At 54.8% G+C, this 26,965-nt stretch carries 26 protein-coding genes and 1 other RNA gene; 7 read left to right on the top strand and 20 right to left on the bottom strand.

Annotation, left to right across the window (positions count from 1 at the left end; translation table 11 throughout):
- The first annotated feature begins 62 nt into the window (after window positions 1-62).
- Window positions 63-1,043, top strand: a complete 981-nt coding sequence (ygfZ, locus tag ACOXYR_RS02605) for a tRNA-modifying protein YgfZ (RefSeq protein ID WP_421356032.1) — start codon at window positions 63-65, stop codon at window positions 1,041-1,043.
- Window positions 1,044-1,138: 95 nt separating this feature from the next.
- Here ygfZ and trhA read toward each other — a convergent pair whose 3' ends face one another.
- Together trhA and yqfB are read right to left on the bottom strand one after the other, a co-directional pair.
- Window positions 1,139-1,798: a PAQR family membrane homeostasis protein TrhA gene (gene trhA / locus ACOXYR_RS02600; RefSeq protein WP_113857758.1), complete on the bottom strand. Its 660-nt coding sequence runs from the start codon at window positions 1,796-1,798 to the stop codon at window positions 1,139-1,141.
- A 142-nt stretch (window positions 1,799-1,940) separates the two neighbouring features.
- Window positions 1,941-2,273 (bottom strand): N(4)-acetylcytidine aminohydrolase, encoded by a 333-nt coding sequence (gene yqfB / locus ACOXYR_RS02595; RefSeq protein WP_189623883.1) that lies wholly within the window; start codon window positions 2,271-2,273, stop codon window positions 1,941-1,943.
- A 51-nt stretch (window positions 2,274-2,324) separates the two neighbouring features.
- On the opposite strand from yqfB, the gene ACOXYR_RS02590 reads away from it, so the two are divergent.
- Complete coding sequence (locus tag ACOXYR_RS02590; RefSeq protein ID WP_113857819.1) at window positions 2,325-3,053, top strand: MurR/RpiR family transcriptional regulator; 729 nt, start codon at window positions 2,325-2,327, stop codon at window positions 3,051-3,053.
- A 119-nt stretch (window positions 3,054-3,172) separates the two neighbouring features.
- Window positions 3,173-4,606 carry a 6-phospho-beta-glucosidase BglA gene (gene bglA, locus ACOXYR_RS02585; protein WP_189623882.1) on the top strand — a complete coding sequence of 478 codons (1,434 nt, stop codon included), beginning with the start codon at window positions 3,173-3,175 and terminating at the stop codon, window positions 4,604-4,606.
- A gap of 128 nt (window positions 4,607-4,734) precedes the next feature.
- Here bglA and ACOXYR_RS02580 read toward each other — a convergent pair whose 3' ends face one another.
- From ACOXYR_RS02580 to ACOXYR_RS02545, 8 genes are all read right to left on the bottom strand, one after another.
- Window positions 4,735-5,478, bottom strand: coding sequence for an SDR family oxidoreductase (locus ACOXYR_RS02580; RefSeq protein ID WP_421356031.1), 744 nt, complete (start codon window positions 5,476-5,478; stop codon window positions 4,735-4,737).
- A 56-nt stretch (window positions 5,479-5,534) separates the two neighbouring features.
- On the bottom strand, window positions 5,535-8,408 hold the full coding sequence (gene gcvP, locus ACOXYR_RS02575; RefSeq protein WP_421356030.1) for an aminomethyl-transferring glycine dehydrogenase: 2,874 nt from the start codon (window positions 8,406-8,408) through the stop codon (window positions 5,535-5,537).
- Window positions 8,409-8,477: 69 nt separating this feature from the next.
- On the bottom strand, window positions 8,478-8,867 hold the full coding sequence (gene gcvH, locus ACOXYR_RS02570) for a glycine cleavage system protein GcvH (protein ID WP_421356029.1): 390 nt from the start codon (window positions 8,865-8,867) through the stop codon (window positions 8,478-8,480).
- A gap of 25 nt (window positions 8,868-8,892) precedes the next feature.
- Complete coding sequence (gene gcvT / locus ACOXYR_RS02565) at window positions 8,893-9,987, bottom strand: glycine cleavage system aminomethyltransferase GcvT (RefSeq protein WP_421356028.1); 1,095 nt, start codon at window positions 9,985-9,987, stop codon at window positions 8,893-8,895.
- A gap of 408 nt (window positions 9,988-10,395) precedes the next feature.
- Entirely contained in the window at window positions 10,396-11,598 is a 1,203-nt protein-coding gene (gene ubiI / locus ACOXYR_RS02560; protein WP_113857763.1) for an FAD-dependent 2-octaprenylphenol hydroxylase, read from the bottom strand.
- Between the two features lie 9 nt (window positions 11,599-11,607).
- Complete coding sequence (gene ubiH, locus ACOXYR_RS02555; protein WP_189623879.1) at window positions 11,608-12,786, bottom strand: 2-octaprenyl-6-methoxyphenyl hydroxylase; 1,179 nt, start codon at window positions 12,784-12,786, stop codon at window positions 11,608-11,610.
- A complete protein-coding gene (pepP, locus tag ACOXYR_RS02550) occupies window positions 12,783-14,099 on the bottom strand; it encodes a Xaa-Pro aminopeptidase (RefSeq protein ID WP_421356027.1) in 1,317 nt (438 codons plus the stop codon). Before pepP ends, ubiH begins: the two co-directional genes overlap by 4 nt.
- A gap of 33 nt (window positions 14,100-14,132) precedes the next feature.
- Window positions 14,133-14,711, bottom strand: coding sequence for a YecA/YgfB family protein (locus ACOXYR_RS02545; RefSeq protein WP_144052225.1), 579 nt, complete (start codon window positions 14,709-14,711; stop codon window positions 14,133-14,135).
- 160 nt (window positions 14,712-14,871) lie between these two features.
- Between ACOXYR_RS02545 and zapA the strand changes: the two genes are divergently transcribed.
- The 3 genes from zapA to ACOXYR_RS02530 all read left to right on the top strand — a co-directional run bounded on the left by zapA (window position 14,872) and on the right by ACOXYR_RS02530 (window position 16,045).
- A complete protein-coding gene (gene zapA / locus ACOXYR_RS02540) occupies window positions 14,872-15,201 on the top strand; it encodes a cell division protein ZapA (RefSeq protein WP_015963113.1) in 330 nt (109 codons plus the stop codon).
- Between the two features lie 41 nt (window positions 15,202-15,242).
- Window positions 15,243-15,426, top strand: a non-coding RNA gene (gene ssrS, locus ACOXYR_RS02535) — 6S RNA.
- Between the two features lie 22 nt (window positions 15,427-15,448).
- Entirely contained in the window at window positions 15,449-16,045 is a 597-nt protein-coding gene (locus ACOXYR_RS02530; RefSeq protein ID WP_108475854.1) for a 5-formyltetrahydrofolate cyclo-ligase, read from the top strand.
- Window positions 16,046-16,145: 100 nt separating this feature from the next.
- On the opposite strand, the gene ACOXYR_RS02525 is transcribed toward ACOXYR_RS02530, so the two are convergent.
- The 3 genes from ACOXYR_RS02525 to rpiA all read right to left on the bottom strand — a co-directional run bounded on the left by ACOXYR_RS02525 (window position 16,146) and on the right by rpiA (window position 18,587).
- Window positions 16,146-16,205, bottom strand: coding sequence for a type I toxin-antitoxin system Ibs family toxin (locus ACOXYR_RS02525; RefSeq protein ID WP_113857820.1), 60 nt, complete (start codon window positions 16,203-16,205; stop codon window positions 16,146-16,148).
- A gap of 227 nt (window positions 16,206-16,432) precedes the next feature.
- The gene (gene serA / locus ACOXYR_RS02520) at window positions 16,433-17,665 is read right to left on the bottom strand and encodes a phosphoglycerate dehydrogenase (RefSeq protein WP_108475852.1); all 1,233 of its coding nucleotides are present in this window, start codon (window positions 17,663-17,665) and stop codon (window positions 16,433-16,435) included.
- Between the two features lie 262 nt (window positions 17,666-17,927).
- Complete coding sequence (rpiA, locus tag ACOXYR_RS02515; protein ID WP_108475851.1) at window positions 17,928-18,587, bottom strand: ribose-5-phosphate isomerase RpiA; 660 nt, start codon at window positions 18,585-18,587, stop codon at window positions 17,928-17,930.
- Window positions 18,588-18,735: 148 nt separating this feature from the next.
- Between rpiA and argP the strand changes: the two genes are divergently transcribed.
- Entirely contained in the window at window positions 18,736-19,629 is an 894-nt protein-coding gene (argP, locus tag ACOXYR_RS02510; protein ID WP_015963109.1) for a DNA-binding transcriptional regulator ArgP, read from the top strand.
- 43 nt (window positions 19,630-19,672) lie between these two features.
- Here the strand turns inward: argP and ACOXYR_RS02505 are convergent, their stop codons facing one another.
- From ACOXYR_RS02505 to ACOXYR_RS02475, 7 genes are all read right to left on the bottom strand, one after another.
- Entirely contained in the window at window positions 19,673-20,419 is a 747-nt protein-coding gene (locus ACOXYR_RS02505; RefSeq protein WP_113857766.1) for an oxidative stress defense protein, read from the bottom strand.
- A gap of 91 nt (window positions 20,420-20,510) precedes the next feature.
- Window positions 20,511-21,146 (bottom strand): arginine exporter ArgO, encoded by a 636-nt coding sequence (gene argO, locus ACOXYR_RS02500; protein WP_421356026.1) that lies wholly within the window; start codon window positions 21,144-21,146, stop codon window positions 20,511-20,513.
- A gap of 138 nt (window positions 21,147-21,284) precedes the next feature.
- The gene (locus ACOXYR_RS02495) at window positions 21,285-22,139 is read right to left on the bottom strand and encodes a small-conductance mechanosensitive channel MscS (RefSeq protein WP_108475848.1); all 855 of its coding nucleotides are present in this window, start codon (window positions 22,137-22,139) and stop codon (window positions 21,285-21,287) included.
- A gap of 123 nt (window positions 22,140-22,262) precedes the next feature.
- The gene (gene allS, locus ACOXYR_RS02490; protein WP_189623876.1) at window positions 22,263-23,195 is read right to left on the bottom strand and encodes an HTH-type transcriptional activator AllS; all 933 of its coding nucleotides are present in this window, start codon (window positions 23,193-23,195) and stop codon (window positions 22,263-22,265) included.
- Window positions 23,152-23,985 (bottom strand): oxamate carbamoyltransferase subunit AllH family protein, encoded by an 834-nt coding sequence (locus ACOXYR_RS02485; RefSeq protein WP_421356025.1) that lies wholly within the window; start codon window positions 23,983-23,985, stop codon window positions 23,152-23,154. The genes allS and ACOXYR_RS02485 overlap by 44 nt, the downstream gene beginning before the upstream one ends.
- A 39-nt stretch (window positions 23,986-24,024) precedes the next feature.
- Entirely contained in the window at window positions 24,025-25,287 is a 1,263-nt protein-coding gene (locus ACOXYR_RS02480; RefSeq protein ID WP_421356024.1) for a YlbE family protein, read from the bottom strand.
- 15 nt (window positions 25,288-25,302) lie between these two features.
- Window positions 25,303-26,964: an acyl-CoA synthetase FdrA gene (locus ACOXYR_RS02475; RefSeq protein WP_421356023.1), complete on the bottom strand. Its 1,662-nt coding sequence runs from the start codon at window positions 26,962-26,964 to the stop codon at window positions 25,303-25,305.
- Window position 26,965 lies beyond the last annotated feature (1 nt).

Genomic DNA, 26,965 nt, shown 5'->3' with positions numbered 1-26,965 from the left:
TGATGACTATCTCTTTTACCATGAGTTATCTACCCGTGCGTTAAGCAATTCAGGACATCATTATGGCTTTTACACCTTTTCCACCCCGTCAGCCCTCCGCATCTGCGCGTTTACCGCTGACGCTTATGACACTTGATGACTGGGCGCTGGCGACCCTTACCGGTGCCGACAGTGAAAAGTACCTGCAAGGCCAGGTTACCGCCGATGTCGCGGAACTGGGCGCCAATCAACATCTGTTAGCGGCCCATTGCGATGCTAAAGGCAAGATGTGGAGCAACCTGCGCCTGTTTCGCCGTAATGAAGGGTTCGCCTGGATCGAACGCCGCAGCCTGCGCGACGCACAACTGACACAGTTGAAAAAGTACGCGGTGTTCTCAAAAGTGGTTATCGAACCGAACGATACGCTGGTGCTACTGGGCGTAGCGGGCTTCCAGGCGCGTGCCGCGTTGGCGAATCTGTTTGCCGAACTGCCGGATGCCGACAAACCACTGGTACAGGAAGGCGAAACTTCACTGTTGTGGTTTGCCCACCCGGACGAGCGCTTCCTGCTTGTCACCGACGAAGCCACCGCCACGCGCGTCACTGACGCCCTGCGCGGCGAAGCGCAGCTCAACAACAGTCAGCAGTGGCTGGCGCTGAACATTGAAGCGGGTCTACCGGTTATTGATGAAGCCAACAGCGGGCAGTTCATTCCGCAGGCCACCAACATTCAGGCGCTGGGCGGTATCAGCTTTAAGAAAGGCTGTTACACCGGGCAAGAGATGGTGGCGCGCGCCAAATTCCGTGGTGCCAATAAACGTGCCTTGTGGTCACTGGCGGGAACGGCCAGCCGCGTACCGGAAGCCGGGGAAGATCTGGAACTGAAGATGGGCGAAAACTGGCGCCGTACCGGTACCGTTCTAGCCGCGGTACAACTTGATGATGGCCGACTGCTGGTGCAGGCGGTGATGAATAACGATATGGAACCAGACAGCATCTTCCGCGTGCGTGATGATGCCAACACCTTAAGCATTGTGCCGCTGCCGTATTCGCTGGAAGAGTAAGGGTGTCAGTGCCAGATGCGGCTTCGCCGTATCCGGCCTACGACAGGCATGACGCAGTTTGTAGGCCGGATAAGCGAAGCGCATCCGGCAAACAATTACGCCTGCCCGATATAAAGATAAATCGCCAGGAAGTGACACACGCTACCGCCTAACACAAAACCGTGCCAGATAGCATGATTGTAGGGGATGCGTTTGCAGACGTAGAAAATTACCCCCAGCGAATAAATCACCCCGCCGACCGCCAGCAGCGTCACCCCACCAATCGCCAGCTTAATCGCCAGTTGATACACCACAATCAGTGACAGCCAGCCCATTGTCAGGTAAGTCACCAACGACAACACTTTAAAGCGGTGAGCAATGGTGAGCTTAAACAAGATCCCCAGCAGCGCCAGGCTCCAGATAACTATCATCAACCCGCGCGCCAGCGGTGAATCCAGGCCTACCAGCAAAAATGGCGTATAGGTGCCCGCAATCAGCAAATAGATAGCGCAGTGGTCAAATTTCTTCAGCCATATTTTGGCCCGCTGATGTGGTATCGCGTGATACAAGGTCGAAGCGAGAAACAGCAAAATCATGCTGCCGCCATACAGGCTGTAGCTGGTGATCGCCATTGCGCTGGCGTTGGTGTCCACCGCCTGCACCAGTAGCAACACCAGCCCCACAATACCAAATACAAAACCCACTCCATGGCTGATGCTGTTGGCAACTTCCTCTGCCAACGAGTAACCCTGTTTAATGAGCGGTTTCTGGTCCATTTCGTACTCCGGGTGAACAACACCATCTGTTAAACACCCCTAGCGTAACTGAGAATGATTCCAGTGAACACATGTTAGCTAAAATAAAAAGATGTAATTTTGTAACTTATTAAAAATCATTAAGTTATAATAATCATTCACCTCACACTTGTTCACCGTTTTCGTGAAGAAGCTTGAACTCAATCACGTGATAGGTCGTTTGACCAGGATAAATATCGGTGATTACCCGACGCAGTTCGGCAAGCGTCATGTTTTCCTGCTGCGCGTGCCGCTCTGTCAGCGAATCAAGCGTAATGCGCGACGTTGCCAGCACTTCGATAGTGCAGAAGTAACCATCATCTTCATAGCGCCCAACGCGTAAAATATCACCGGTTTTAAAATGCGATTCTGTGTCATCGCGCAGGGTAATGGTTTTACGCCCAGCCAGAATGTCATCCTGAAAACGGCGAAAAAAAGTGATGTCGTTGGGCTGCATGGTACTATTCCTTTAAGGTCTATGAATTATACGAGTATCGCCACCGTGAGCATGTTTACCCACACCGCCGTCGCCAGCCTCAATAATCTTGAAATGATGGTCTATCACTACGTTATCAAAAACCGTGACAAAGTGATGTACATGACCATCCGTGAGCTGGCCGATGCGGTGGGTGTCTCTACCACCACGGTGATGCGTTTCTGTCGCAAGCTCAACTGCGACGGTTACTCTGAGTTTCGTGTTCGTTTTAAATTGTATCTGGAACAAAACGAGCCGCAACCGGCTAATTTCGGTGCGAGTGAAATTATTGGTTTTTTTAAAAGCGTCAACAATGATGAGTTTGATAAATTACTCGATGATGCCGTAGATATTATATTATCCTCCGAACGTATTATTTTCGTTGGCGCAGGAACATCAGGCTCCCTCGCCAAATACGGCGCACGTTTTTTCTCCAATATTGGTAAATTCAGTAACCATATTGATGATCCCTATTTCCCGGTAACCAATGACATGGCGAAAAACGCGTTGGCGATTGTGCTTTCAGTTTCCGGTGAAACGGAAGAGATCCTGCGCTTTGCCAGCCAGTTTAGCCTGCATCACTGCAAAGTCATGTCAATAACCAGCCATGAGCACTCGCGTCTTGCAAAGCTCGCCGATTTTAATCTCTCCTGGCATTTCCCCCAAACACGTATTGGCGGCGTATATGATATTACGACGCAAATCCCGGTGGTTTATATTCTCGAATCGCTTGGCCGTAAACTGGCGAAGAAATTAGCATAAAAAAACAGGGTGTATTTTCGATGTAACATATTCCACGACGCAAGATTTGTTATATCGTGACTTTTCCAGGCCCTTTGTTAGACTCACTTTAATTGTCTTAACGAGTGAGTAGAGCAACAATGAAAAAACTGACCTTACCGAAAGATTTTTTATGGGGCGGCGCGGTCGCGGCACACCAGGTTGAAGGCGGCTGGAATAAAGGCGGTAAAGGCCCGAGTATCTGCGATGTACTGACCGGCGGTGCACACGGCGTGCCACGCGAAATCACTCAGGAAGTCGTGCCGGGTAAATATTACCCGAACCATGAGGCCGTCGACTTTTATGGGCATTACAAAGAAGACATCAAACTGTTTGCTGAGATGGGCTTCAAATGTTTCCGTACTTCTATCGCCTGGACACGAATCTTCCCGAAAGGTGACGAAACGCAGCCGAATGAAGAAGGCTTGAAATTCTACGACGACATGTTCGATGAACTGCTGAAATATAATATCGAACCGGTTATCACCCTCTCCCACTTTGAGATGCCGCTGCACCTGGTGCAGGAATACGGCGGCTGGACGAACCGCAAAGTGGTTGATTTCTTTGTGCGTTTCTCCGAGGTTGTGTTCGAGCGTTATAAGCACAAGGTCAAATACTGGATGACCTTCAACGAAATCAATAATCAGCGTAACTGGCGCGCGCCGCTGTTCGGTTACTGCTGCTCCGGCGTAGTCTACACCGAACATGAAAATCCGGAAGAGACCATGTATCAGGTGCTGCATCACCAGTTTGTCGCCAGTGCGCTGGCGGTAAAAGCGGCGCGTCGCATCAACCCGGAAATGAAAGTCGGCTGCATGCTGGCGATGGTGGCGCTCTATCCGTTCTCCTGCAAACCGGAAGACGTGATGTTTGCTCAGGAATCAATGCGTGAACGCTATGTCTTTACCGATGTTCAGCTGCGCGGCTACTACCCGTCATATGTGCTGAACGAGTGGGAACGCCGTGGCTTTACCATCAAAATGGAAGACGGCGACGAGGCCATTTTGCGCGAAGGTACCTGCGACTATCTCGGTTTCAGCTACTACATGACCAACGCGGTTAAAGCGGAAGGCGGCAGCGGCGATGCCATTTCCGGCTTCGAAGGCAGCGTGCCCAACCCGCACGTGAAGGCCTCCGACTGGGGCTGGCAGATTGACCCGGTAGGCCTGCGATACTCGCTGTGTGAACTGTACGAGCGTTACCAGAAACCGCTGTTTATTGTCGAAAACGGCTTCGGCGCGTATGACAAAGTGGAGGAAGACGGCAGCATCAACGATGACTATCGCATCGACTACCTGCGCGCGCACGTTGAAGAGATGATGAAAGCGGTCACTTACGATGGTGTGGATTTAATGGGCTACACGCCGTGGGGCTGCATCGATTGTGTATCGTTCACCACCGGCCAGTACAGTAAGCGCTACGGTTTTATTTACGTCAACAAGCACGACGACGGCACGGGTGACATGTCGCGTTCACGCAAGAAAAGTTTTGAGTGGTACAAAGCGGTGATTGCCAGCAACGGCGAATCGCTTTAAACATCCCCCCTCACCCTACCCTCTCCCTCAGGGAGAGGGTAAAAACCAGCGCAGTTCTTTAGACCACGCTCGATCGGTTCCCTCTCCCTGCGGGAGAGGGTTAGGGTGAGGGAGGGAAACACAACCCCTCACTTCCCGCCCGCCAGCTCAAGAAAACTCCCCGTCACGTACGACGCTTTATCGCTCAACAGCCAGACAATCGCCTGTGCCACTTCTTCCGGCTGGCCGCCACGTTGCATCGGCAATACCGATTTCACCCGGTCAACCCGCCCCGGCTCGCCGCCATCGGCATGCATTTCGGTATAAATAAACCCAGGCCTCACGCCATTAACCCGAATCCCCTGCGCCGCCACCTCCAGCGCTAACCCGGTGGTTAAGGTATCCACCGCCCCTTTCGACGCCGCATAATCCACGTATTCGCCTGGCGCGCCTAATCGCGCCGCCGCAGAAGAGACATTTACAATCGCCCCACCTACACCACCATGCTGATGCGCCATGCGTTTAACCGCTTCGCGACAGCAGAGAAAATATCCCGTCACGTTGGTCGCCAGCACCCGGTTGATGCGATCTGCCGTGAGCAACTCCACGCGGCTTTGTTGGAACAGAATGCCCGCGTTGTTCACCAGTGCGACCAGCGGTTGATGATGTTTATCAATGGCCTCAAACATCGCCATTACCTGCGATTCATCGCTGATATCGGCACGCAGCGCGAAGGCTTCACCGCCCGCTTCGGTTATCTCGCGCACCACGTCGGCTGCTGCCTGCACGTTATGCCGATAGTTCACGGCAACGCTGTACCCTTCCTGCGCCAGCTGCAGTGCAGTAGCCCTGCCAATTCCCCGACTCGCGCCGGTTACCAGTGCAATTCCCATAAATCTCCCCCATAAGAAAGGGCGCCGAAGCGCCCTTAAAAGCATAGCCGAATAACTTATTGGTACTCGCTCATCGGCACACAGGAGCAGAACAGGTTTCGGTCGCCATAAACGTCATCCAGACGTTTCACGGTCGGCCAGTATTTGTTCTCCACGCCTGCCGGGAAGACCGCCACTTCGCGGCTGTAAGCGTGGTTCCACTCAGAAACCAGCTCATTCTGTGTATGCGGAGCATTCACCAGCGGGTTATCTTCCAGCGTCCACTCGCCCGCTTTCACACGGTCGATCTCCGCACGGATGGCCAGCATCGCGTCAATAAAGCGATCCAGCTCAACTTTGCTTTCCGATTCCGTCGGCTCAACCATCAGCGTACCTGCAACCGGGAAGGACATGGTCGGCGCATGGAAACCGTAGTCGATCAGACGCTTAGCGATATCCAGTTCGCTGATGCCGGTTTCTTCTTTCAGCGGACGAATATCGAGAATGCATTCGTGCGCCACGTGACCTTCACGGCCGGTATACAGTACCGGGAACGCGTCTTTCAGGCGGCTGGCAATGTAGTTGGCATTCAGAATCGCCACCTGACTTGCCTGCTTCAGTCCTTCTGCGCCCATCATGCGGATGTACATCCAGCTAATCGGCAGGATAGAGGCGCTGCCGAACGGTGCGGCAGAAACCGCGCCCTGACGGGTCAGCATGCCTTCAATCTGAACCACGCTGTGGCCCGGAACAAACGGGGCCAGATGCGCTTTCACACCGATTGGGCCCATACCCGGGCCGCCGCCGCCGTGCGGAATACAGAAGGTTTTATGCAGGTTAAGGTGCGAAACATCCGCGCCGATAAAGCCCGGCGAGGTAATACCTACCTGTGCGTTCATATTCGCGCCATCAAGGTAAACCTGACCGCCGAACTGATGCACGATTTCACACACTTCACGAATCGTCTCTTCATACACGCCGTGGGTAGACGGGTAGGTCACCATGATGCAAGAGAGGTTTTCGCCGTGCTGCTCGGCTTTGGCACGCAGATCCGCCAGATCGATGTTGCCCTGTTTATCACACGCGACCACCACCACCTGCATTCCAGCCATCTGTGCGGAAGCCGGGTTGGTGCCGTGCGCCGATGCCGGGATCAGACACACATCGCGATGGCCTTCATTGCGGCTTTCATGATAGTGGCGAATCGCCAGCAGGCCCGCGTATTCTCCCTGCGCGCCGGAGTTCGGCTGCATACAAACCGCGTCATAGCCGGTCAGTTTCACCAACCAGTCAGAGAGCTGACCGATCATCTGATGATAACCTTCCGCCTGATCGGCCGGGCAGAACGGATGCAGCTCAGCAAATTCAGGCCAGGTGATCGGGATCATTTCCGCTGCCGCGTTCAGTTTCATGGTGCAGGAACCCAGCGGGATCATCGCCTGGTTCAGCGCCAGATCTTTACGCTCCAGCGAGTGCATATAGCGCATCATCTCGGTTTCGCTGTGGTAGCGGTTAAATACCGGATGGGTCAGGATCGCGTCGTCACGCAGCATCGCTGCCGGGATCGAACGGCTATCGAGCGCCACGTCTTTATCCAGCGTGTCGATATTCAGGCCGTGGTTGTCACCGAGGATCACGCTGAACAGCTTCAGCACATCATCACGGGTGGTAGTTTCATCGAGCGTAATACCCACCGCATTGTGGATGTCGCTGCGCAGGTTAATTTCCGCTGCTTCGGCACGCGCCAGCACGCTGGCTTTATCTGCCACCTCTACACACAGCGTGTCGAAGAAGTGCGTAAAGCGCAGTTTTTGCCCTTTCTGCTGCAGACCTGCCGCCAGGATATCGGTCAGGCGATGAATACGATTCGCGATACGTTTCAGGCCAACCGGGCCGTGGAAGACAGCATACAGGCTGGCAATGTTTGCCAGCAGAACCTGAGAAGTACAAATGTTGGAGTTCGCTTTCTCGCGGCGGATGTGCTGCTCGCGAGTCTGCATCGCCATACGCAGCGCGGTATTACCCGCCGCATCTTTCGATACACCGATAATACGGCCCGGCATAGAGCGTTTAAATTCATCTTTCGCCGCAAAGAACGCCGCGTGCGGGCCACCGTAGCCCATCGGCACGCCAAAGCGCTGAGCAGAGCCGAAGATAATGTCTGCGCCCTGTTTGCCCGGTGCGGTTAACAGCACCAGCGCCATAAAATCAGCGGCAACGCTTACAACGACTTTGCGGGATTTCAGTTCCGCCATCAGCGACGTGTAATCGTGAACTTCGCCGGTGGTGCCAACTTGCTGAAGCAGCACACCGAAGACATCCTGGTGATCCAGCGCTTTGCTGGCATCATCAACAATCACGTCAAAACCGAACGTTTCTGCGCGTGTACGTACCACATCCAGCGTCTGCGGATGGACATCGGCAGCCACGAAGAAACGGTTGGCGTTTTTCAGTTTGCTGACGCGTTTTGCCATCGCCATCGCTTCGGCGGCGGCGGTGGCTTCGTCCAGCAGAGAAGCGGAGGCGATATCCAGACCGGTCAGATCCAGCGTCACCTGCTGGAAGTTCAGCAGCGACTCAAGACGGCCCTGCGAAACTTCCGGCTGATAAGGCGTGTATGCGGTGTACCAGCCCGGGTTTTCCAGCATGTTGCGCTGGATAACCGGCGGCAACTGAACGCCCGTATAGCCCATGCCAATGTAAGACTTAAAGCGCTTGTTACGTCCGGCAATCGCTTTCAGCTCCGCCAGTGCGGCGAATTCTGTCGTCGCGTCACCCACCTGCGGCGGGGTGGCAAGCTGGATATCTTTCGGCACGATTTGGGAAATCAGTGCAGTTAATGAATCCGCGCCAACCGTTTTCAGCATCTCCTGCTGTTGCTGAGCGTCCGGCCCGATGTGACGTTCGATAAAAGCATCACGGTTTTCAAGCTGGCTTAAAGTCTGTGTCATGAGCGATGGTTCCTGAAACGTGCGGTGATTTTAGAATGCCCTCTCCCTGAGGGAGAGGGAGAACAACGGTTACTCGTCTTCTAACAGTGCGGCGTAGGCTGTCGCATCCAGCAGCGCGGCAACTTCTGCTTCATCGCTGGCTTTGATTTTGAAGATCCAGCCGCCCGCGTACGGTTCGCTATTGACCAGCTCTGGCGAGTCGCTCAGTTCATCGTTAACCGCGACGATTTCACCGCTGATTGGCGCGAAGATGTCGGACGCCGCTTTAACGGACTCCGCTACCGCGCAGTCATCGCCTGCGGCAACGGTCGCGCCGACATCAGGCAGGTCAACAAACACCATATCGCCCAGTAATTCCTGCGCGTGTTCGGTGATGCCTACGGTGTATGAGCCATCGGCTTCTTTACGCAGCCATTCATGTTCTTTGCTGTATTTCAGTTCTGCGGGTACGTTGCTCATCAAAATGTCTCCAGAAAAGGGGGAATTACGCGACGGCCTTGCCGTTACGCACAAAAACAGGTTTCGTTACTTTTACCGGCATTTCACGGTTACGGATCTGGACGATCGCGGTTTCGCCAATGCCCGCCGGAACGCGAGCCAGCGCAATACTGTGACCCAGCGTCGGGGAGAATGTCCCGCTGGTGATCACGCCTTCCAGCGCATTACCGTGAGCGTCAGTGAAACGCACCGGCAGTTCGCCGCGCAGCACGCCTTTTTCGGTCATCACCAGGCCAACCAGTTGCTCGGTGCCTTTTTCACGCTGCATCTCCAGCGCTTCACGACCGATAAAATCACGGTCGGCAGGTTCCCAGGCAATGGTCCAGCCCATGTTGGCCGCCAGCGGAGAGATACCTTCATCCATCTCCTGACCGTATAAATTCATCCCGGCTTCCAGACGCAGCGTATCGCGCGCGCCCAGACCACACGGTTTTACACCCGCTTCAACCAACGCGCGCCAAAAATCGGCGGCTTTTTCGCGCGGCATCGCAATTTCGTATCCAGCTTCACCGGTATAGCCGGTGGTAGCCACAAACAAATCACCCGTCTGTACGCCAAAGAACGGTTTCATGCCCTCAACGGCTTGACGCTGTTCATCGTTAAACAGGGTTTCGGCTTTTGCTTTGGCATTTGGCCCCTGCACCGCGATCAGCGACAGGTCATCACGAACGGTGATTTCAATGGCGAACGGTTCAGCGTGTTGGGTAATCCAGGAGAGGTCTTTTTCGCGGGTGGCGGAGTTTACAACGAGGCGGAAATACTCTTCGGTGAGGAAATAGACGATAAGGTCGTCAATTACGCCGCCCGAGGCGTTTAGCATACCGCTGTATAGCGCTTTGCCCGGTTTCGTCAGTTTGGCGACGTCGTTTGCCAGCAGATAGCGCAGAAACTCGCGGGTGCGGCTGCCGTGCAGGTCGACGATGGTCATGTGCGACACATCAAACATTCCGGCATCGGTACGCACCGCGTGGTGCTCGTCAATCTGCGAACCGTAATGCAGCGGCATCATCCAGCCGTGAAAATCCACCATTCGCGCGCCGCACTGCACATGTTGATCATACAAAGGCGTTTGTTGTGCCATCTTGTCCTCGTTGAGTAAGCAAAGCCAACCACTTTCCATTACAAAAAACCCGGCGCCGACACTGCGAACAGCCCCGACGCAAACGTTCTCTTTTGCCTGAACTTACCACCGAAATCGGCAGTAAACCATAAGCAAAGATGGGTCATCAGATTAGCTTATGGTCAAAATCAGCCCAAAAGCTTACAGAGTTATTCGCTGTAAAAATGCGAATAACACCACATATAATTAACATTGGCGCACGAACATTTAGCATAAAACCATATTTAGTGCGGAAAACGAGGCGTGTTTTTCGTTATCTCAAAAATGCTGAATTAGAAAAACTAATGCGAAATAAGGCGTGAAATTAGAATTTTTCAAACGAGAGGGTAGCACTCCCGACAGAGCGTCGGGAGCAGAAGTGTGACGCAGTTAACGAAGCCATTCCGGCAGATCATTCAGACCCATTGCCTGACGAATTAACTGGGGTTTAACACCCGGTAATGTATCGGCGAGTTTCAGGCCAATGTCGCGCAGCAGTTTTTTCGCCGGATTCTCGCCCGCGAAGAGTTCGCGGAACCCCTGCATGCCTGCCAGCATCATCGCCGCGCTGTGCTTACGACTGCGCTCGTAGCGGCGCAGATAGAAATGCTGACCGATATCTTTGCCCTGCGCATGCAAACGACGAACTTCATCAATCAATTCCGCCGCATCCATAAAGCCCAGGTTGACCCCCTGCCCCGCCAGCGGATGAATGGTATGCGCGGCATCGCCAACTAACGCCAGACGGTGTGCAGCAAACTGGCGCGCGTAACGCCCGGTTAGCGGATAGACCTGACGTTCGCTCTCAAGCGTACACAGACCAAGACGATTATCGAAAGCGATGTTCAGCGCTTTGGTAAACACGTGCTCATCGGCCTGCTGCATCCGTTCGGCTTCCTGCGGCGACAGCGACCAAACGATTGAACAAAGGTGCGGATCAGAAAGCGGCAGGAAGGCCAGAATGCCTTCGCCATGGAATGCCTGACGGGCGATGGCATCATGCGGTTCAGTGGTGCGAATGGTCGCCACCAGCGCGTGATGTTTATAATCCCAGAAGGTTAACGGGATATCCGCTTTATTCCGCAGCCAGGAGTTTGCACCATCGGCCCCCACCACCAGACGCGCCGTCAGCATGGAGCCATCTTTCAGTGTCAAAAACGCGTCGTTCTCGCCCCAGGCAACCTGCTGAAGTTCAGCGGGAGCCATCAACGTAATATCCTGACAACGCTGCGCTTTTTCCCACAATGCATTGTGGATCACCGCATTCTCAACAATATGGCCGAGATGACCGTAGCCCAGACTTTTATCATCAAAAGCGATGCGCCCGAAGCTGTCTTTATCCCACACTTCCATGCCGTGATAGGGGCTGGCGCGATGGGCAAGAATAGAAGACCAGACATCCAGCCTTGTCAGTAATTTTTCGCTACCCGCATTGATTGCCGACACACGCAACGCCGGAGGCGCATCGGCCGCCAGCGGCTGGGGCAACGTCTGTTCCAGCACCGCGACGCGCAGGCCGCTGCCCTGTAAACCACAGGCAACCGCCAGGCCCACCATTCCACCGCCAACGATAGCGACATCTACACTCTGCACATTGACTCCTTAACGGGCTACCCAGCCCAGCGTACGCTGCGCCAGCACATCGCGTGCCGGGGTGAATAATTCCATCGCCATTAAACCGACATTACGCCCAACAACCAGCGGGGCCCAACGGTTGGCGAACAGGTGCACTAAACCATCGGTCACGCCGATGGTGGCGGCTTTATCATCCGCACGCTGACGTTGATAACGACACAGCAGCCCATAGCTGCCAATATCCTGGCCCGCGTCAAACGCCTGCGCCAGCAATTCCGCCAGCGACATAACGTCACGCAGACCAAGGTTGAAGCCCTGACCGGCTATCGGATGCAGCGTTTGTGCCGCGTTGCCCACCAGTGCCAGACGGTGTGATACCGCACGTGTCGCCGTGGTGAGAGACAACGGATACGCATGGCGTGTGCCAGCCTGGGTAATGCGCCCCAAACGCCAGCCAAACGCCTGCTGGAGTTCATTGCAGAAACGTTCGTCCGACCAGCCCATCACCTCGTCACGATTCTCCAGCGCATGGCACCACACCAACGAGCAACGCCCTTGTGACATCGGTAGCATCGCCAGCGGGCCATTCGAGGTGAAACGTTCATACGCGCGCCCCTGATGTGGCACGGCGGTGGTGACATTGGCGATAACCGCAAGCTGTTGATACGGCTCCTGTTGCCAGCTAATGCCGCACTGTTCACCCAGCGCCGAGCGCGAACCGTCGGCGGCCACCAGCATCTGCCCGCTGATCGTCTCGCCGCTTTCCAGCGTGACGCTCACAGCATCCTGAGTACGATTAACGCTGGCTACACGCGCCGGGCAATGCAACGTAACACCCGGCGCTTTACGCAGCAGCGCGAAAAGGCGTTGTCCGACGTCATGCAGTTCCACCACGTTGCCCAGAGCAGGCAAGCGATAATCTTCTGCTTCCAGCGTAACGAACCCGGCATGGCCGCGATCGCTGACATGGACGGTGTTGATTGCCGTCGCGCAGCTGGCGATGGCCTGCCAGATACCGACTTTCGCCAGTTGCTGACACGTGCCTGCCGCCAGCGCGATCGCCCGGGCATCAAAGCCCGGATGTTGCAGAGAATCCACTTCCGCCGCTTCAATCAGATGCACGGGCAAGCGCCCGCCGGTCATTTGCGATACCGCCAGCGCAAGCGTCGCGCCGGTCATCCCGCCACCAACAATAATCAGGCTCATAAGCGACGCGCCGCCGCCATCAGCGCTTCAATATCGTCCGCGCGTTTAACCACCGAGGCGGTCAAATTTTCGTTACCGTCTGCGGTAATCAGAATATCGTCTTCGATACGAATGCCAATGCCGCGATACTCCGCGGGTACGTCCGCATCCGGCGCGATGTAGAGGCCCGGCTCGACGGTCAACACCATGCCAGGCTCCAGCACGCGCGAGCGATCCACACCGTAAACACCAACGTCGTGTACATCCAGCCCCAGCCAGTGGCTCAGGCCATGCATAAAGAACGGACGATGGGCGTTTTCCGCGATCAATTCATCGACTTCACCGTGCAGAATACCCAGATCGCGCAGGCCGGTAATCATGATGCGCACCACTTCAGCGGTGACTTCCTGAATAGAGGTGCCTGGGCGATAGAGTTTGAGCGAGGTTTCCAGCGATTCCAGCACGATGTCATAAATGGCGCGCTGCGCCGGGGTAAATTTGCCGTTCACCGGGAAGGTACGGGTGATATCACCGGCGTAGCCTTTGTATTCACAACCGGCGTCAATCAGCACCAGATCGCCATCGCGCAGTTCAGATTCATTTTCGGTGTAGTGCAGAATGCAGCCGTTTTCGCCGCCGCCAACAATCGTGTTGTAAGAGGGGAAACGCGCACCGTGACGGGTAAATTCATGCAGAATTTCCCCTTCGAGCTGATATTCGAACATGCCCGGCTGGCATTTCTCCATCGCGCGCGTGTGGGCCAGTGCGGTAATTTCGCCGGCGCGACTCATTACGGCAATCTCTTCTTCCGATTTGAACAGGCGCATTTCGTGCACCAGCGGACGCCAGTCAATCACCGTGGATGGAGCCACCAGATTCTGGCGCGAACCTTTGCGCAGTTTGTCCAGGGCAGTGAAGACGATTTCATCGGCCCAGGCATATTCGCCCTGCGCGTGATAAATCGTGTCCAGACCGTTGAGCAACTGGAATAACTGCTGATTGATTTCACTGAAGGCCAGCGCGCGATCTACGCCCAGTTTTTCCGGAGCCGCATCCTGCCCCAGCCGGCGACCAAACCAGATCTCCGCTGTCAGATCGCGTACACGGTTAAACAATACGCTGTGATTGTGAGTGTCATCGCTTTTAATCAGCACCAGCAAGGCTTCCGGCTCGTTAAAACCGGTGAAGTACCAGAAATCGCTGCTCTGGCGATAGGGATACTCGGAATCCGCGCTACGGGTGACTTCCGGCGCGGCAAAAATCAGCGCCGCGCTGCCTGGCTGCATTTGCGCCAGCAGTGCCTGGCGGCGACGGAGAAACTCTTGCTGTGTCATGACATCTCCTTATTCTGCGACAATCAATAATGTTTAGTGTAACGTCGGCTTTTGCACTTCTGGCGCAGTCGGCTGTGGACGCGTGAAGGTATCGTGGCACAGCAGCGCCGCAACGCGCACATACTCGATGATCTCTTCCAGCGACATCTCCAGCTCTTCCTGGTCTTCGTCTTCGTCGTAGCCCAGTTGCGCGATATTACGCAGATCGTCGATTGCTTCCCCGGTTTCGCCTTTCACTTTATCCAGCTTCGGCTGCGACACGCCGAGCCCCAGCAGGTAGTGATTCACCCAACCAGAGAGCGCGTCGGCGCGTTCGAACACGCTAACGTCGTCGCCATCAGGCAGATAAAGCTGAAAAAGAAAACCGTCGTCTTCCAGCGAATCGCTGGTCACCGCGTGCATGGTGCGTAGCGCTTCAGCCAGCTCGTGACCGAACGCCAACCCTTCGTTGGTGAGGTCGTGAAGCAGCGGCTGCCATGAGCTGTCGCTGTTCCCGCCACAGAGCATCCCGCTGATGAGGCCATGCATTTCCGCAGGCGTCAGGCCTACCCCTTGTTGGTTCAGTAACTGGTTCACATCGGTGTAACCAGGCATTTCGTTCTGTATAGACATGCGCATTCATCATCGTTGGGAGGAATATTCATGGTATGCTACCACTTTGGACCCTGGTGATACCAGAAAAGGGCTTGTATGTTCATACCAGGGTAGCTATAGTGTCGCCCCTTCGCATCCTGGGTGTGAAGGCCGCGCAGTCAATCAGCAGGAAGGTGGCATGTCTGCAGAACCCGTCGATATTCACATTTTTGGCCGTTCGCTTCGCGTGAATTGCCCGCCTGAACAAAGGGATGCTTTGAATCAGGCTGCGGACGATCTGAATCAGCGGTTGCAAGATCTGAAAGAACGCACTAGAGTCACAAATACTGAGCAGCTGGTTTTCATCGCCGCGTTGAACATCAGCTATGAGTTAACTCAGGAAAAGTCCAAGACGCGCGACTACGCTTCCAGTATGGAGCAGCGCATTCGGATGCTTCAGCAGACCATTGAGCAAGCATTGCTTGACCAGGGTCGCACCTCCGAAAAGTCGGGGCAAAACTTTGAATAACACTTTGCAGTTTACTGTGGTAGAGTGACTGTGAAGACAAAATTTCTCTGAGATGTTCGCAAGCGGGCCAGTCCCCTGAGCCGATATTTCATACCACAAGAATGTGGCGCTCCATGGTTGGTGAGCATGCTCGGCCCGTCCGAGAAGCCTTAAAACTGTGACGACACATTCACCTTGAACCAAGGGTTCAAGGGTTACAGCCTGCGGCGGCATCTCGGAGATTCCCCTTCTTTTACCACTACCCCCTATGACACAACTTCCTGAACTCGCTCTCTCCCGACAAGACATCCGCAAGATGATTCGGCAACGTCGTCGCGCGCTCACAGAACAACAGCAAATTGATTACGGCGAACAGGCCGCAACGCGCATGATGGCGTATCCGCCCCTAGTGATGGCCCATACGGTGGCGCTGTTTCTTTCCTTTGATGGCGAGCTCAATACCCAACCGCTAATAGAGCAACTTTGGCGAGCGGGTAAACGTGTTTATCTACCGGTGCTTCATCCTTTCAGTCCGGGAAATCTGCTGTTCCTGCACTACCACCCGCACAGCGAACTGGTGATTAACCGTCTGAACATTCACGAACCCAAGCTGGATGTGCGCGATGTTCTTCCCCTGAGTGAACTGGATGTACTGATTACGCCGCTGGTGGCTTTTGATGAACAAGGGCAACGACTGGGTATGGGCGGCGGTTTTTACGATCGCACACTGCAAAACTGGCAACAGCATGGCATTAGCCCGGTAGGCTACGCGCACGATTGTCAGTTGGTGGATCGGCTGCCGGTTGAAGAGTGGGATGTTCCGCTGCCAGCAGTGGTGACACCGTCGAAAATTTGGGCGTGGTAGGGCGAAGCTTCCGACTCCACCCCGATTGACTTTGCTGATTCTTTGACCTAATTTAGTGAGTAAGGGTAAGGGAGGATTGCTCCTCCCTCTGGAACTCTGTTTAGAAAGCTGGCGGGCTTATCATCAACAGAATAACCAGGATGATGACTAACTTCATCATACCCCTTCTCCTTTGAGCCCCTGCTTCGGTAGGGGCTTTCCCGTTTTAGCACCATGCTGCCCCTATCCTAATCTTTCTTACGCACGCAAAAACGCCGTCGCGCGGCTTTAGTTGCCTTTTACGACTCGCTTCGCAAAGGGTGTTACATACGTTTCAGAATGGAAAACAGCGGCAAATGAGCGGGAAAGAACGGGCAGGCCATCGGCCCGCCCGTGAGATAAAAGGAATCAGAACAGCATACGTGCGCGAACCGTGCCCGGAATCGCTTTCATACTTTGCAGCGCTTTCTGCGCCACGTCTTCTTCCGCTTCAATATCGATGACCACATACCCCATCTGCGGTGTGGTTTGCAGGTACTGTGCTGCAATGTTGACGCCCTGCTCAGCGAAGATCTGGTTAATCGCGGTTAACACACCAGGACGGTTTTCATGGATGTGCAGCAGACGACGGCCACCGTGAATTGGCAGCGACACTTCCGGGAAGTTCACAGCAGAAAGGGTTGAGCCGTTATCAGAATATTTAGCCAGTTTACCCGCCACTTCCAGGCCGATATTTTCCTGTGCTTCCTGCGTTGAGCCACCGATGTGTGGCGTCAGGATCACGTTATCAAACTCGCACAGCGGCGAGGTGAACGGGTCGCTGTTGGTCGCCGGTTCGGTTGGGAAGACGTCGATCGCCGCCCCCGCCAGGTGTTTACGCGCCAGCGCATCGCACAGCGCCGGGATATCCACAACGGTGCCGCGAGAGGCGTTAATCAGCAGTGAACCTGGCTTCATCAGCGCCAGTTCTTCTACGCCCATCATGTTTTTGGTGGAGGCGTTTTCCGGCACGTGCAGACTCACCACGTCGCTCATATTCAACAGATCGGAAAGATGCTGAACCTGCGTCGCGTTGCCCAGCGGCAGTTTATTTTCGATGTCATAGAAGAAGACATGCATCCCCAGCGATTCCGCCAAGATGCCCAACTGCGTGCCGATATGACCGTAGCCGATAATACCCAGCTTTTTACCGCGTGCTTCGAACGAGCCCACCGCCAGCTTATTCCACACGCCGCGGTGTGCTTTGGCGTTCGCTTCCGGCACGCCGCGCAGCAGCAGCAGCAGTTCGCCAATCACCAACTCGGCCACGGAACGGGTGTTCGAGAACGGTGCGTTAAAGACCGGCACGCCGCGTTTGGCAGCCGCTTTCAGATCAACCTGGTTGGTGCCGATACAGAAACACCCGACCGCCACCAGTTTTTCCGCTGCCTCAAAAATTTCTTCGGTCAGATGCGTACGGGAGCGCAGGCCAATGAAATGGGCATCACGGATAGACTCTTTCAGTTGTTCGCTGTCCAGCGCGCCTTTGTGAAACTCGATGTTGGTGTAACCTGCTGCACGAAGGCTATCCAGCGCCTTCTGATGTACGCCCTCTACCAGCAGAAATTTAATCTTCTCTTTTTCCAGTGATACCTTAGCCATTTCCCCGCCCTGTCTCTGTTTTACTCATGTTGTGATGAACGAAAGTTCACCTAAGCAACATATCAAAAAAAACTATCGCGGCAATCTAAACGTTTGCGTGTGAGTCATGCGGAAATTTCACGCAGGGCGCAATGTCAGAATAAAATGCTATGCATAAGAAATTAAATGGGATGTTAATGAAGTGGTTTTATGAAATGTGACACAAGTCACCAAAATCGGGCAGGTAAAAAATTTTGGGGGAATTGCGCTTCCCCCAGTCAGATCATTTCGTGATAGTTTTCACACCATCAGCCGTACCAATGAGTGCCACGTCAGCCCCACGGTTGGCGAACAATCCTACGGTCACCACGCCTGGAATGGCATTGATGGCGTTTTCCAGCGCGATGGCATCAAGAATTTCCAGACCGTGTACGTCCAGAATCACGTTGCCGTTATCGGTTACTACGCCCTGACGGTATTCCGGACGACCGCCCAGCTTCACCAGTTGGCGTGCCACGCAGCTGCGCGCCATCGGGATCACTTCAACCGGCAGCGGGAAATTACCCAGAATATCAACCTGCTTAGAGGCATCGGCGATGCAGATAAATTTGTCAGCCACCGAGGCAATAATCTTTTCGCGCGTCAACGCCGCGCCACCGCCCTTGATCATCTGCATGTGGCCGTTGATTTCATCCGCACCGTCAACGTAGATACCCAAACGGTCAACTTCATTGAGGTCAAAAACGGTGATTCCCAGGCTTTTCAGTTTCTCGGTGGAAGCATCCGAGCTGGATACCGCGCCTTCAATCTGCCCTTTCATGGTGCCCAGCGCATCGATAAAGTGCGCGGCGGTAGAACCCGTACCCACACCGACGATGGTGCCTGGTTGTACATATTGAAGCGCCGCCCAGCCTACTGCTTTTTTCAGTTCATCCTGCGTCATGATTATTGCCCGTGCTGTAATGATATTTGGCGCATTATAGAACATATGCGCAGGTTGTCGCATTGCGCCAGGCACCAATTTCGTCTGTATCTGCCTGCAATTTATGTCATAGTGCGAGATAACGATTTTAGAGGAGCCCCTCAACGCAATGAAACGTCCTGACTACAGAACATTACAGGCGCTGGATGCGGTTATTCGGGAACGCGGCTTTGAGCGCGCAGCGCAAAAGCTTTGTATCACCCAATCAGCCGTGTCGCAGAGAATTAAACAACTGGAAAATATGTTCGGGCAACCGTTGCTGGTGCGAACCGTTCCACCACGCCCGACAGAGCAAGGGCAAAAGCTGCTGGCGTTGCTGCGTCAGGTTGAACTGCTGGAAGATGAGTGGCTGGGCGATGAACAAACGGGTTCAACGCCGCTGCTGCTGTCGCTGGCGGTCAACGCCGACAGTCTGGCAACCTGGTTGCTTCCGGCACTCGCGGATGTACTGGTCAACTCGCCTATCCGTTTGAATTTGCAGGTTGAGGATGAAACCCGTACGCAAGAGCGTTTGCGTCGCGGCGAAGTGGTTGGCGCGGTAAGTATTCAACCTCAGGCGCTACCGAGCTGCCTGGTCGATCAGTTGGGCGCGCTGGACTATCTGTTTGTCGGCTCGAAAGCCTTCGCAGAACGCTACTTCCCAAATGGCGTGACGCGTTCAGCGCTGCTCAAAGCCCCTGCCGTGGCATTTGACCATCTCGACGATATGCATCAAGCCTTCCTGCAGCAAAACTTTGATTTGCCGCCGGGCAGCGTGCCGTGTCATATCGTGAACTCCTCAGAAGCGTTTGTGCAACTCGCGCGTCAGGGCACAACCTGCTGCATGATCCCGCATTTGCAGATTGAGAAAGAGTTGGCTTCAGGTGAGCTTATCGATTTGACGCCAGGGCTCTTCCAGCGTCGGATGCTCTACTGGCACCGCTTTGCACCGGAAAGCCGCATGATGCGTAATGTGACGGATGCGCTGCTGGCCTACGGGCGTCGGGTACTACGACAGGATTAAAGGTAAACGCCGGATGGCGCAGCGCCATCCGGCATATCAACAATTACTGCGCTTTCGCAGGCGTTGCTGGCTGAGACTGCGCCTGAGCCGGTTGCAGCTCAAACACCACATCTACCTGGTCGCCAAACTGAATGGTTGGCTGTTCGTAAGTTTCTTCCGCTGATACCGGCGCGGCATCGGCTTTCATCATGCGAACCATCGGGCTCGGCTGATAGTTCGACACGTGATAACGCACGCTGTAAACCGGCCCCAGCTTGCTGTTAAAGCCAGCAGCCAGCTCTTTAGCCTGATGAATCGCATCATCAATCGCCGCTTTACGCGCTTTATCTTTATAGGCATCCGGTTGAGCCACGCCCAGCGACACGGAACGAATTTCGTTCAGGCCCGCTTTCAACGCGCCATCCAGCAGTGAATTAAGCTTATCCAACTGACGCAGCGTCACCTCAACGGTACGCACCGCGCGATAACCTTTCAGAATGCTTTTGCCATTCTGATAGTCATAATCTGGCTGAGTACGCAGATTAGCCGAGCTGATATCTTTCTTCGCCACGCCATTCTGCTCCAGGAAGGAGAGATACTGCGCCACACGTTGATCTGCCTGCTTCTTGGCCGTCGCCGCATCTTTTGCCGCAATATTCACTTCAATTGCCAGAGTGGCAATGTCCGGGGTCGCGTCTACGCTGGCCGTACCGGAGGTGACAATATGCGGGCCGTTAGGTAATTCATTCGCCTGTACCGACATCGCGCTCAAACCCATTAATGCTGTCAGCGCCATCACTTTAAACTTCACTGTCGTCTCTCCATGTTACGTTATCACCCAAAAATACAGGGACTCGCATCCAAGCTTAGCGCTTCAGATGTGAAAGTCCATCGGACAACGCTTAGTTGAACAAGGCGTGAACATGCCCAATACCCTCTTTCGCCAGCTGGAAGGCGATAAACCACATCACCACACCGACCAGAGTATTAATAATACGCTGTGCTTTGGCGGTGCGCAGGCGTGGCGCCAGCCAGGCAGCAAGCAGCGCCAGGCCAAAGAACCAGAGGAACGAGGCGCTCACGGTGCCGAGCGCAAACCAGCGCTTAGGTTCGACATCAAGCTGGCCGCCAAGACTGCCCAGCACCACAAACGTATCGAGATAAACATGTGGATTCAGCCAGGTCACCGCCAGCATGGTGGCGATAATTTTCCAACGTCCCTGCTTCAGCACTTCGGCGCTGGCCAGTTCCAGATTGCTGCTCATGGCAGTTTTTAATGCGCCATAGCCATACCAGAGCAAAAACGCGACGCCACCCCAGGTGACTAACGCCAGCAGCCACGGCGACTGCATCAGCAGCGCGCTGCCGCCAAAAATACCTGCGCAAATGAGCAGCAGATCGCTAACGGCGCACAGCAGCGCAATCATGATGTGGTATTGACGACGAATGCCCTGGTTCATCACAAAAGTGTTTTGTGGCCCGAGCGGAAGGATCATGGCTGCACCAAGCGCAAGCCCTTGAAAATAGTAAGATATCACGTGGTATTATCCTGAGCGGTGTCTGTTTACGGCAGACTATAGCGCGGGATAATCATTAGCGGAAATTGATAATTTTAATCACTGATTAGGAAGGCTAATAATGGCGGAGCCACGCTCCGCCATCGGCAGGAAATGTTATTACGCGTCTTCTTTCACGCGTTTGAAATTAACGTCCATTTGCGGATACGGGAAACTAATACCGGCGGCATCAAATTCACGTTTAACGCGTTCCAGCACGTCCCAGTACACATTTTGCAGGTCGCCGCTGTTACTCCAGACGCGCACCACAAAGTTAATTGACGATGCGCCCAGCTCATTCAAACGCACGGTCATTTCGCGATCTTTGAGGATACGTTCATCGGACTGAATGATATTGGTGAGAATGGATTTCACCTGATCGATATCCGAATCATACGCCACGCCGATGATAAATTCGTTACGGCGCACCGGCTCACGCGAGAAGTTAATGATATTGCCGGCAATGATTTTCCCGTTCGGGATCACCACGATTTTGCCGTCGACCGTACGCATGGTGGTGGAGAAAATCTGCACGTTCAGCACAGTACCGGCCACGCCGCCGAGATCTACATACTCGCCCGCACGGAACGGACGGAACATCACCAGCAATACGCCAGCCGCCAGGTTAGAGAGCGAACCTTGCAGCGCCAGACCTACGGCTAAACCCGCGGCACCCAGTACTGCAATCACCGATGCGGTCTGAACCCCCACGCGTCCCAGCGCGGCAATCAGCGTAAACGCGATAATGGCGTAACGGACCAGCGCGGAAAGAAAATCGGCGACGGTCGCGTCAATATGGCGCGCGCGCATCAAACGGTTTACGGTGTTAGAAACCAGACGCGCGATGATCATCCCGACGATGATAATCGCGATAGCCGCGACGATGTTCACGGCATAACTGAGCAACAGCGCCTGGTTGCGAACCAGCCAGGTGCCCGCCCCATTGATGCTGTCGACAACGTTTAAATCTTCCATTCAAACTCCCCGAAAATAAAAAAGTGTGAGTTGGCTCTCACGAAAAATGACTCTTTAAAGGTAAACAAAAAGCATCAAATATGCCATTTTTCAATATGATTCAGGGAATGTATGGACGGTAATTCAGATTCCAGCAGGGCGATCAACCATACGCAGGAAGCCGCTCACTAACGCGTTTCTCTGCTTAAAGACTTCTGCAATTTCGCTCACCACCTTGCCGCTGCCAGCATTCTTCCAGGCGATTGAAAGCGGTGAAGGCTGGCGCGGATGAACAACCTCGCGGGCCACCAGCGCTCCCGATTCCACATAGGGGCGGCACATCCGTTCCGGCAGAAAACCGACCCCAAGGCCGCTTAAATGACAGGCCAGCTTAGTACTGAGATCGGGCACTTTGATCTCTTTTTGCCCACTCAGCAACCATGCCACCCGCCGCGTCAGGGTTCGGGAGGTATCTTCGATATTAATGGCGGGATAACGCCGCAGCACATCATCCGGCAGCAGCCTGGCGGGATGAGTGGCAAGAGGATGGGTGGCCGCCACCACAAACTGCCAGCTGATATCGCCCAGCGGCAGCAATGAAATGTTATTAGAAAGCGATTCCGACCCCGTAACGCCTATCGCCAGTTGAAAATCGTCATACAGCAGAGAGTCCCACACGCCCATATAGACCTGACGCGAAATCTGAAAACGAGTAAAAGGAAACTGTTGATGCAGCCAGGTGAGCAGGTCTGCGGTGGTTTGCGGTTGATAAAGCAGATTATTGATTACAATATTCACCTGCCGTTCAACGCCCGCGTTTATTTGCTGTAGCTCATCCGGCATGGCATCCAGCCAGTTGAGCCACTGACGGCAGTGTTCAAGCAGATGCTGCCCGGCGCGGGTGAGGCTGACGGAGCGAGTGGTGCGTAAAAAGAGTTGCGTGCCGACCTGCTCTTCCAGGGTTTTAATGCGATAGCTGATCGCTGCCGGTGTTTTATGCAGCGAGCTGGCCGCACGAGAAAAACTCTCCGTCTCAGCGACCCGAATAAACGTACGAATTGTTTCCTGATCGAGCATGCACTCTCCTTGATTCCCTCTGCCGCAACCCCTGTTGCGCCATCGCCATTCCCAACAAGATGTCCGCCCCAGACGTGTGCCCAACGTTCAGCAAACGCTGAACCGCAAACTGTGCGTTGCGTATAGATTGCCATCGCCGTAGCAACCTTAACACTGGCGTTGAGAACGTGCCGTGACGTGCGCTGTTAAGATAGCGACAGCTTACCGACGTTGTGAGATGCGCGAGTTGATCCGCCGGGGGTAAAAATGGACGCTGCGGTGAGGCAAGACCTGCCGCGTGAAGTATAGCAAGCGCCCCCACCAGCATGTCGTCACCGCTTGGCGTCAGGCCGGGGCCGCAGCCAATCAACCATGACCAGTTCGGCATTTCACCGTTTTGCCAGCGTTCCAGTTCCTGCGTAAAACGGTCAAAAATCGGCATGGCTGCCAGTGGCTGATTCAGCGCGCCGCACAAACCACTCAGATGAGGCGAGACATGCACGTTATCCTGCCTGAGTTCGGCTACCTCTGGGGTGAGTGAAAGCACGCGACGTGGGCGAATCAGAATACTCCCTCCCCAAAGCAAATTGCCCTGCTTGATAACTCGCGAAAGGTGAAAACAGTCTGCAAAGTGACGGGTTGAAAGCAATACCCCCACCGGGCCCATTCCTTTGCCGAAACGGAAAAGCGTTAACAACTCGCCATCCGGGCGACAGTAGTTTATTGCCTGTGAGAAGCGGCTGTGCAACGTCCATTCGCCATCGGGTAAATGAGATAGCCCGGAACTCGCCAGAGCATTAATGATTTTCATCAGCGGCACTCCGGGGCGGCAGCGCCGCCCCTGTTTTTGTTACGCGGTGATGTGGTGCAACTCCGCCAGCGCTTCCAGCGCTTTTTCGAAGCAAAGCAGCGGTGCGCGTACGGTGCCCGCGCCAACCTGACCAATACCCGCCTCGCGGTGTGCGATACCGGTGTTAATCAGCGGCGTAATGCCCATTTCCACGACGCGGCGAATATCCAGCCCCAGGCACGCCCCTTTAAAATCCCAGGAAGGGATCTGGAATAGCGGGTTGTGATCAAGGTAGATCTCCGCCATTTCTTCCGACGTTTCCAGCGCCGCGCCCATGCCTCCTGCGCCAACAAAGCGGGTTACGCCCGGTGCCGCAATCATCGCCGCACCCCCAATACCCAGCGTTTCAGTGATCGCACTATCACCAATATCCGGGTTTGCATCGGCCTGACTGTAACCAGTGAAGAACAGCCCCTGCGGCGTGTTGACCGGCGCGGTGAACCAGCGATCGCCGGTACCGCTCACGCGAATACCAAATTCGCGACCATTGCGCGTCATCGCCGTCACCACCGAGCCCGCTTTAATCACCGCCGCGGCATCCATCACCGCCTTGCTGTAAGCCATCGCCAGGTTCAGGAAGAACTGATCGGTCACGCTCAGGAATTGTAATACCTCAATCACTTCGGCTTTGGGGCGATCCAGACCCGCGATCACTGGCGATAGTGTACGCAACAGTAACGAAGAGGCGGCGATATTTCGCTGATGGAATTCATCACCCATGGTGATGGCTTGCGCCATCAGCGCGGTGAGATCGACGCCGTTTTCCAGCTTGCCAATCGCATCCTGAAGTACCGGGGCCAGCGTGTCGCGCATCCAGCGCAAACGTTGCTGGACGTCGTCACCGTAGGCTCCAAAACGCATCACCTTGCCAATGCCTTCGTTCAGATTGCAGCAAGCGTGATTGCCATGGACTACATCTTTGACCACCAGAACAGGCATATTTGCGGAAGTAATGCCCCCCATCGGGCCCACGGCCCCCACATGATGACAAGGGATGAACTCGACCTCACCCTGACCAAGCAAGCGCACGGCCTCTTCTTCCGAGGCAGCCCACCCCTCAAACAGTGATGCCCCAATACAGGCACCACGCATTGGCCCGGTCATCTCTTCCCAGGCAATTGGCGGCCCGGCGTGAAGCAGTTTGCGGCCTGATGCCAGCGTCGTAACGACTTCCTTAGCGGGGCGAACAGCCACCCAATGCGGGCGGGCCGCTTTAATGCGTTCAATGATGGCTTCGTTAGCCTGTGCAATAGATGAATACATATCCGTACCTCTAACTTAACGTAACTGTTTGAGAAGACTGGCAAGATGCGCGTTACCACCGGCAACAGGCGCCCACTGATAGTGCACAACGGGTGTGCCACTGCTTTGCAGATCCAGCGCGAAGCTGCGTAAACCGGCGTTAATAACCTGCACGCCATCCAGCAACGGATACTGTTTTTCTGCCGGACGGCTTTCCTGATGATGCGTCAGGCTGATAGCCAGCAGAATCGCCTCTTCTAACGTCTCGACGACCGCAACGCCCGCAGCCTGGAGTTTTTCGCTTTGCGCGGCACGCCCCTGCGGATCGCCATCCGTGCCCGTCAGGGTGGCGATGGTCACCAGCGGCGCGGCACGGCGTGTGCGTACCTGTTCCAGGGTTTCAACCACCGCTCCCGCCGGGTCTTCACAGGCTCCGTAGCCGAGCACCACATCCAGCAGCAGCACGCCAACATCCGGTAGTGCGGCCAGTTTTTCGATTTCGATACTGCGGGTGGTTGGATCAATCATCGGATGCGGCCTGCCGAGGGTGTAACTGTCATCCCCCAAATCAACAATTCGATGGCCGCCAGCATCCAGCATCACGCCTTGCGCGTGGCTTTCACTCACCGGCACATTTAACCCGGCAGAGAGCAACATTGCGGCTTCCGCTGCCAGGGTTCCCCCGGCGTACAGCCCATAAATGCCTTTGCCCGCCACTTCCGGTTGAATCTGTCGCTGTTGTGCGACCCGCATGAGCAATACCGCCAGACGTGCGGCTTCCGACAACGAGTTCGCCAGCCAGACGTTCCCTTCTCGGCGTTGTTCCGGCTTACTGCCGAGGAAGAGTGCCACGACGGGCTTCCCGACGTTCTGCATCGCGGCAATAATTCGCGTGCGAACCTGCGGTGACGGAGGCTTGGAAACAAATGCAATCACCTGAGTGGCCTCATCAGAAGCCAGCATCTCAAGCGCGGTTAACGCGCTAATGCCGCCAACATCGGCACTTAAGTCACGTCCGCCGAGGCCAATCGCATGGCTGATGCCCTGTTGATGCAGTGCCACCTGCGAGGTGATCTCCTGAATCCCCGTGCCCGATGCGCCAATCACGCCAATCCCGCCTTTCGGCAGCACGTTTGCGAAGGCCAGCGGGCTCCCGGCTATCATCGCGGTACCACAGTCTGGGCCCATGACGATAAGTTCACGCTCACGCGCCAGGGTTTTCAGCTCCACCTCTTGCGCCAGCGGGACGTTATCGGAAAACAACATCACGTTTTTGCCTGCGAGCAGGCCCTCTTTCGCCACCGAGGCGGCGTACTCTCCCGCTACCGAGACCAGCAACAAATTGGCTTGCGGCAATTTTTGACACGCGCTTTCCCAGCGTCGGGCTTTCAGTAGTTGCTGCGAGCTACCTGAAGCATTGGCAATGGCACTAAGTTCTTTCTCCAGTTGCTCACGAATTAAATCCATAATCGCCGGTTGTTCTGTTTCAGTGCGCACCGCCACACAAATATCGTTGGGTGTGGCATCCGCGAAATCGTCATGCCAGAAACCGGTAGATTCCAGCATTGATTTATTTGCGGGCGTGCCCATCATTACCGACACTTGATCCACTTCCGGGCGTTCGCTCAGTTTGCGGGAAATAATCATCAGGCTGACGGAGTCCTGAAAACTTCCCTTTTTAATAAAGGCGTAAATCATT

The organism is Pseudocitrobacter faecalis (genome assembly GCF_965231525.1).
Taxonomy (GTDB): domain Bacteria; phylum Pseudomonadota; class Gammaproteobacteria; order Enterobacterales; family Enterobacteriaceae; genus Pseudocitrobacter; species Pseudocitrobacter faecalis.
Note: the sequence above shows the minus strand (reverse complement) of the source record. Positions and strands in the feature narration are given on the sequence as shown.

Bases quoted from the DNA above. Each gene is read 5' to 3' on its own strand.
- ACOXYR_RS02590 (WP_113857819.1), top strand. From the start codon at position 2,325: ATGTTTACCCACACCGCCGTCGCCAGCCTCAATAATCTTGAAATGATG.
- ACOXYR_RS02480 (WP_421356024.1), bottom strand. From the start codon at position 25,287: ATGTATTCATCTATTGCACAGGCTAACGAAGCCATCATTGAACGCATT.
- pepP (WP_421356027.1), bottom strand. From the start codon at position 14,099: ATGACACAGCAAGAGTTTCTCCGTCGCCGCCAGGCACTGCTGGCGCAA.
- yqfB (WP_189623883.1), bottom strand. From the start codon at position 2,273: ATGCAGCCCAACGACATCACTTTTTTTCGCCGTTTTCAGGATGACATT.
- gcvH (WP_421356029.1), bottom strand. From the start codon at position 8,867: ATGAGCAACGTACCCGCAGAACTGAAATACAGCAAAGAACATGAATGG.
- ACOXYR_RS02495 (WP_108475848.1), bottom strand. From the start codon at position 22,139: ATGGAAGATTTAAACGTTGTCGACAGCATCAATGGGGCGGGCACCTGG.
- bglA (WP_189623882.1), top strand. From the start codon at position 3,173: ATGAAAAAACTGACCTTACCGAAAGATTTTTTATGGGGCGGCGCGGTC.
- ubiH (WP_189623879.1), bottom strand. From the start codon at position 12,786: ATGAGCCTGATTATTGTTGGTGGCGGGATGACCGGCGCGACGCTTGCG.
- trhA (WP_113857758.1), bottom strand. From the start codon at position 1,798: ATGGACCAGAAACCGCTCATTAAACAGGGTTACTCGTTGGCAGAGGAA.
- serA (WP_108475852.1), bottom strand. From the start codon at position 17,665: ATGGCTAAGGTATCACTGGAAAAAGAGAAGATTAAATTTCTGCTGGTA.
- gcvP (WP_421356030.1), bottom strand. From the start codon at position 8,408: ATGACACAGACTTTAAGCCAGCTTGAAAACCGTGATGCTTTTATCGAA.
- zapA (WP_015963113.1), top strand. From the start codon at position 14,872: ATGTCTGCAGAACCCGTCGATATTCACATTTTTGGCCGTTCGCTTCGC.
- gcvT (WP_421356028.1), bottom strand. From the start codon at position 9,987: ATGGCACAACAAACGCCTTTGTATGATCAACATGTGCAGTGCGGCGCG.
- ACOXYR_RS02545 (WP_144052225.1), bottom strand. From the start codon at position 14,711: ATGTCTATACAGAACGAAATGCCTGGTTACACCGATGTGAACCAGTTA.
- ACOXYR_RS02475 (WP_421356023.1), bottom strand. From the start codon at position 26,964: ATGATTTACGCCTTTATTAAAAAGGGAAGTTTTCAGGACTCCGTCAGC.
- rpiA (WP_108475851.1), bottom strand. From the start codon at position 18,587: ATGACGCAGGATGAACTGAAAAAAGCAGTAGGCTGGGCGGCGCTTCAA.
- ACOXYR_RS02485 (WP_421356025.1), bottom strand. From the start codon at position 23,985: ATGAAAATCATTAATGCTCTGGCGAGTTCCGGGCTATCTCATTTACCC.
- ygfZ (WP_421356032.1), top strand. From the start codon at position 63: ATGGCTTTTACACCTTTTCCACCCCGTCAGCCCTCCGCATCTGCGCGT.
- allS (WP_189623876.1), bottom strand. From the start codon at position 23,195: ATGCTCGATCAGGAAACAATTCGTACGTTTATTCGGGTCGCTGAGACG.
- ACOXYR_RS02530 (WP_108475854.1), top strand. From the start codon at position 15,449: ATGACACAACTTCCTGAACTCGCTCTCTCCCGACAAGACATCCGCAAG.
- argP (WP_015963109.1), top strand. From the start codon at position 18,736: ATGAAACGTCCTGACTACAGAACATTACAGGCGCTGGATGCGGTTATT.
- ACOXYR_RS02580 (WP_421356031.1), bottom strand. From the start codon at position 5,478: ATGGGAATTGCACTGGTAACCGGCGCGAGTCGGGGAATTGGCAGGGCT.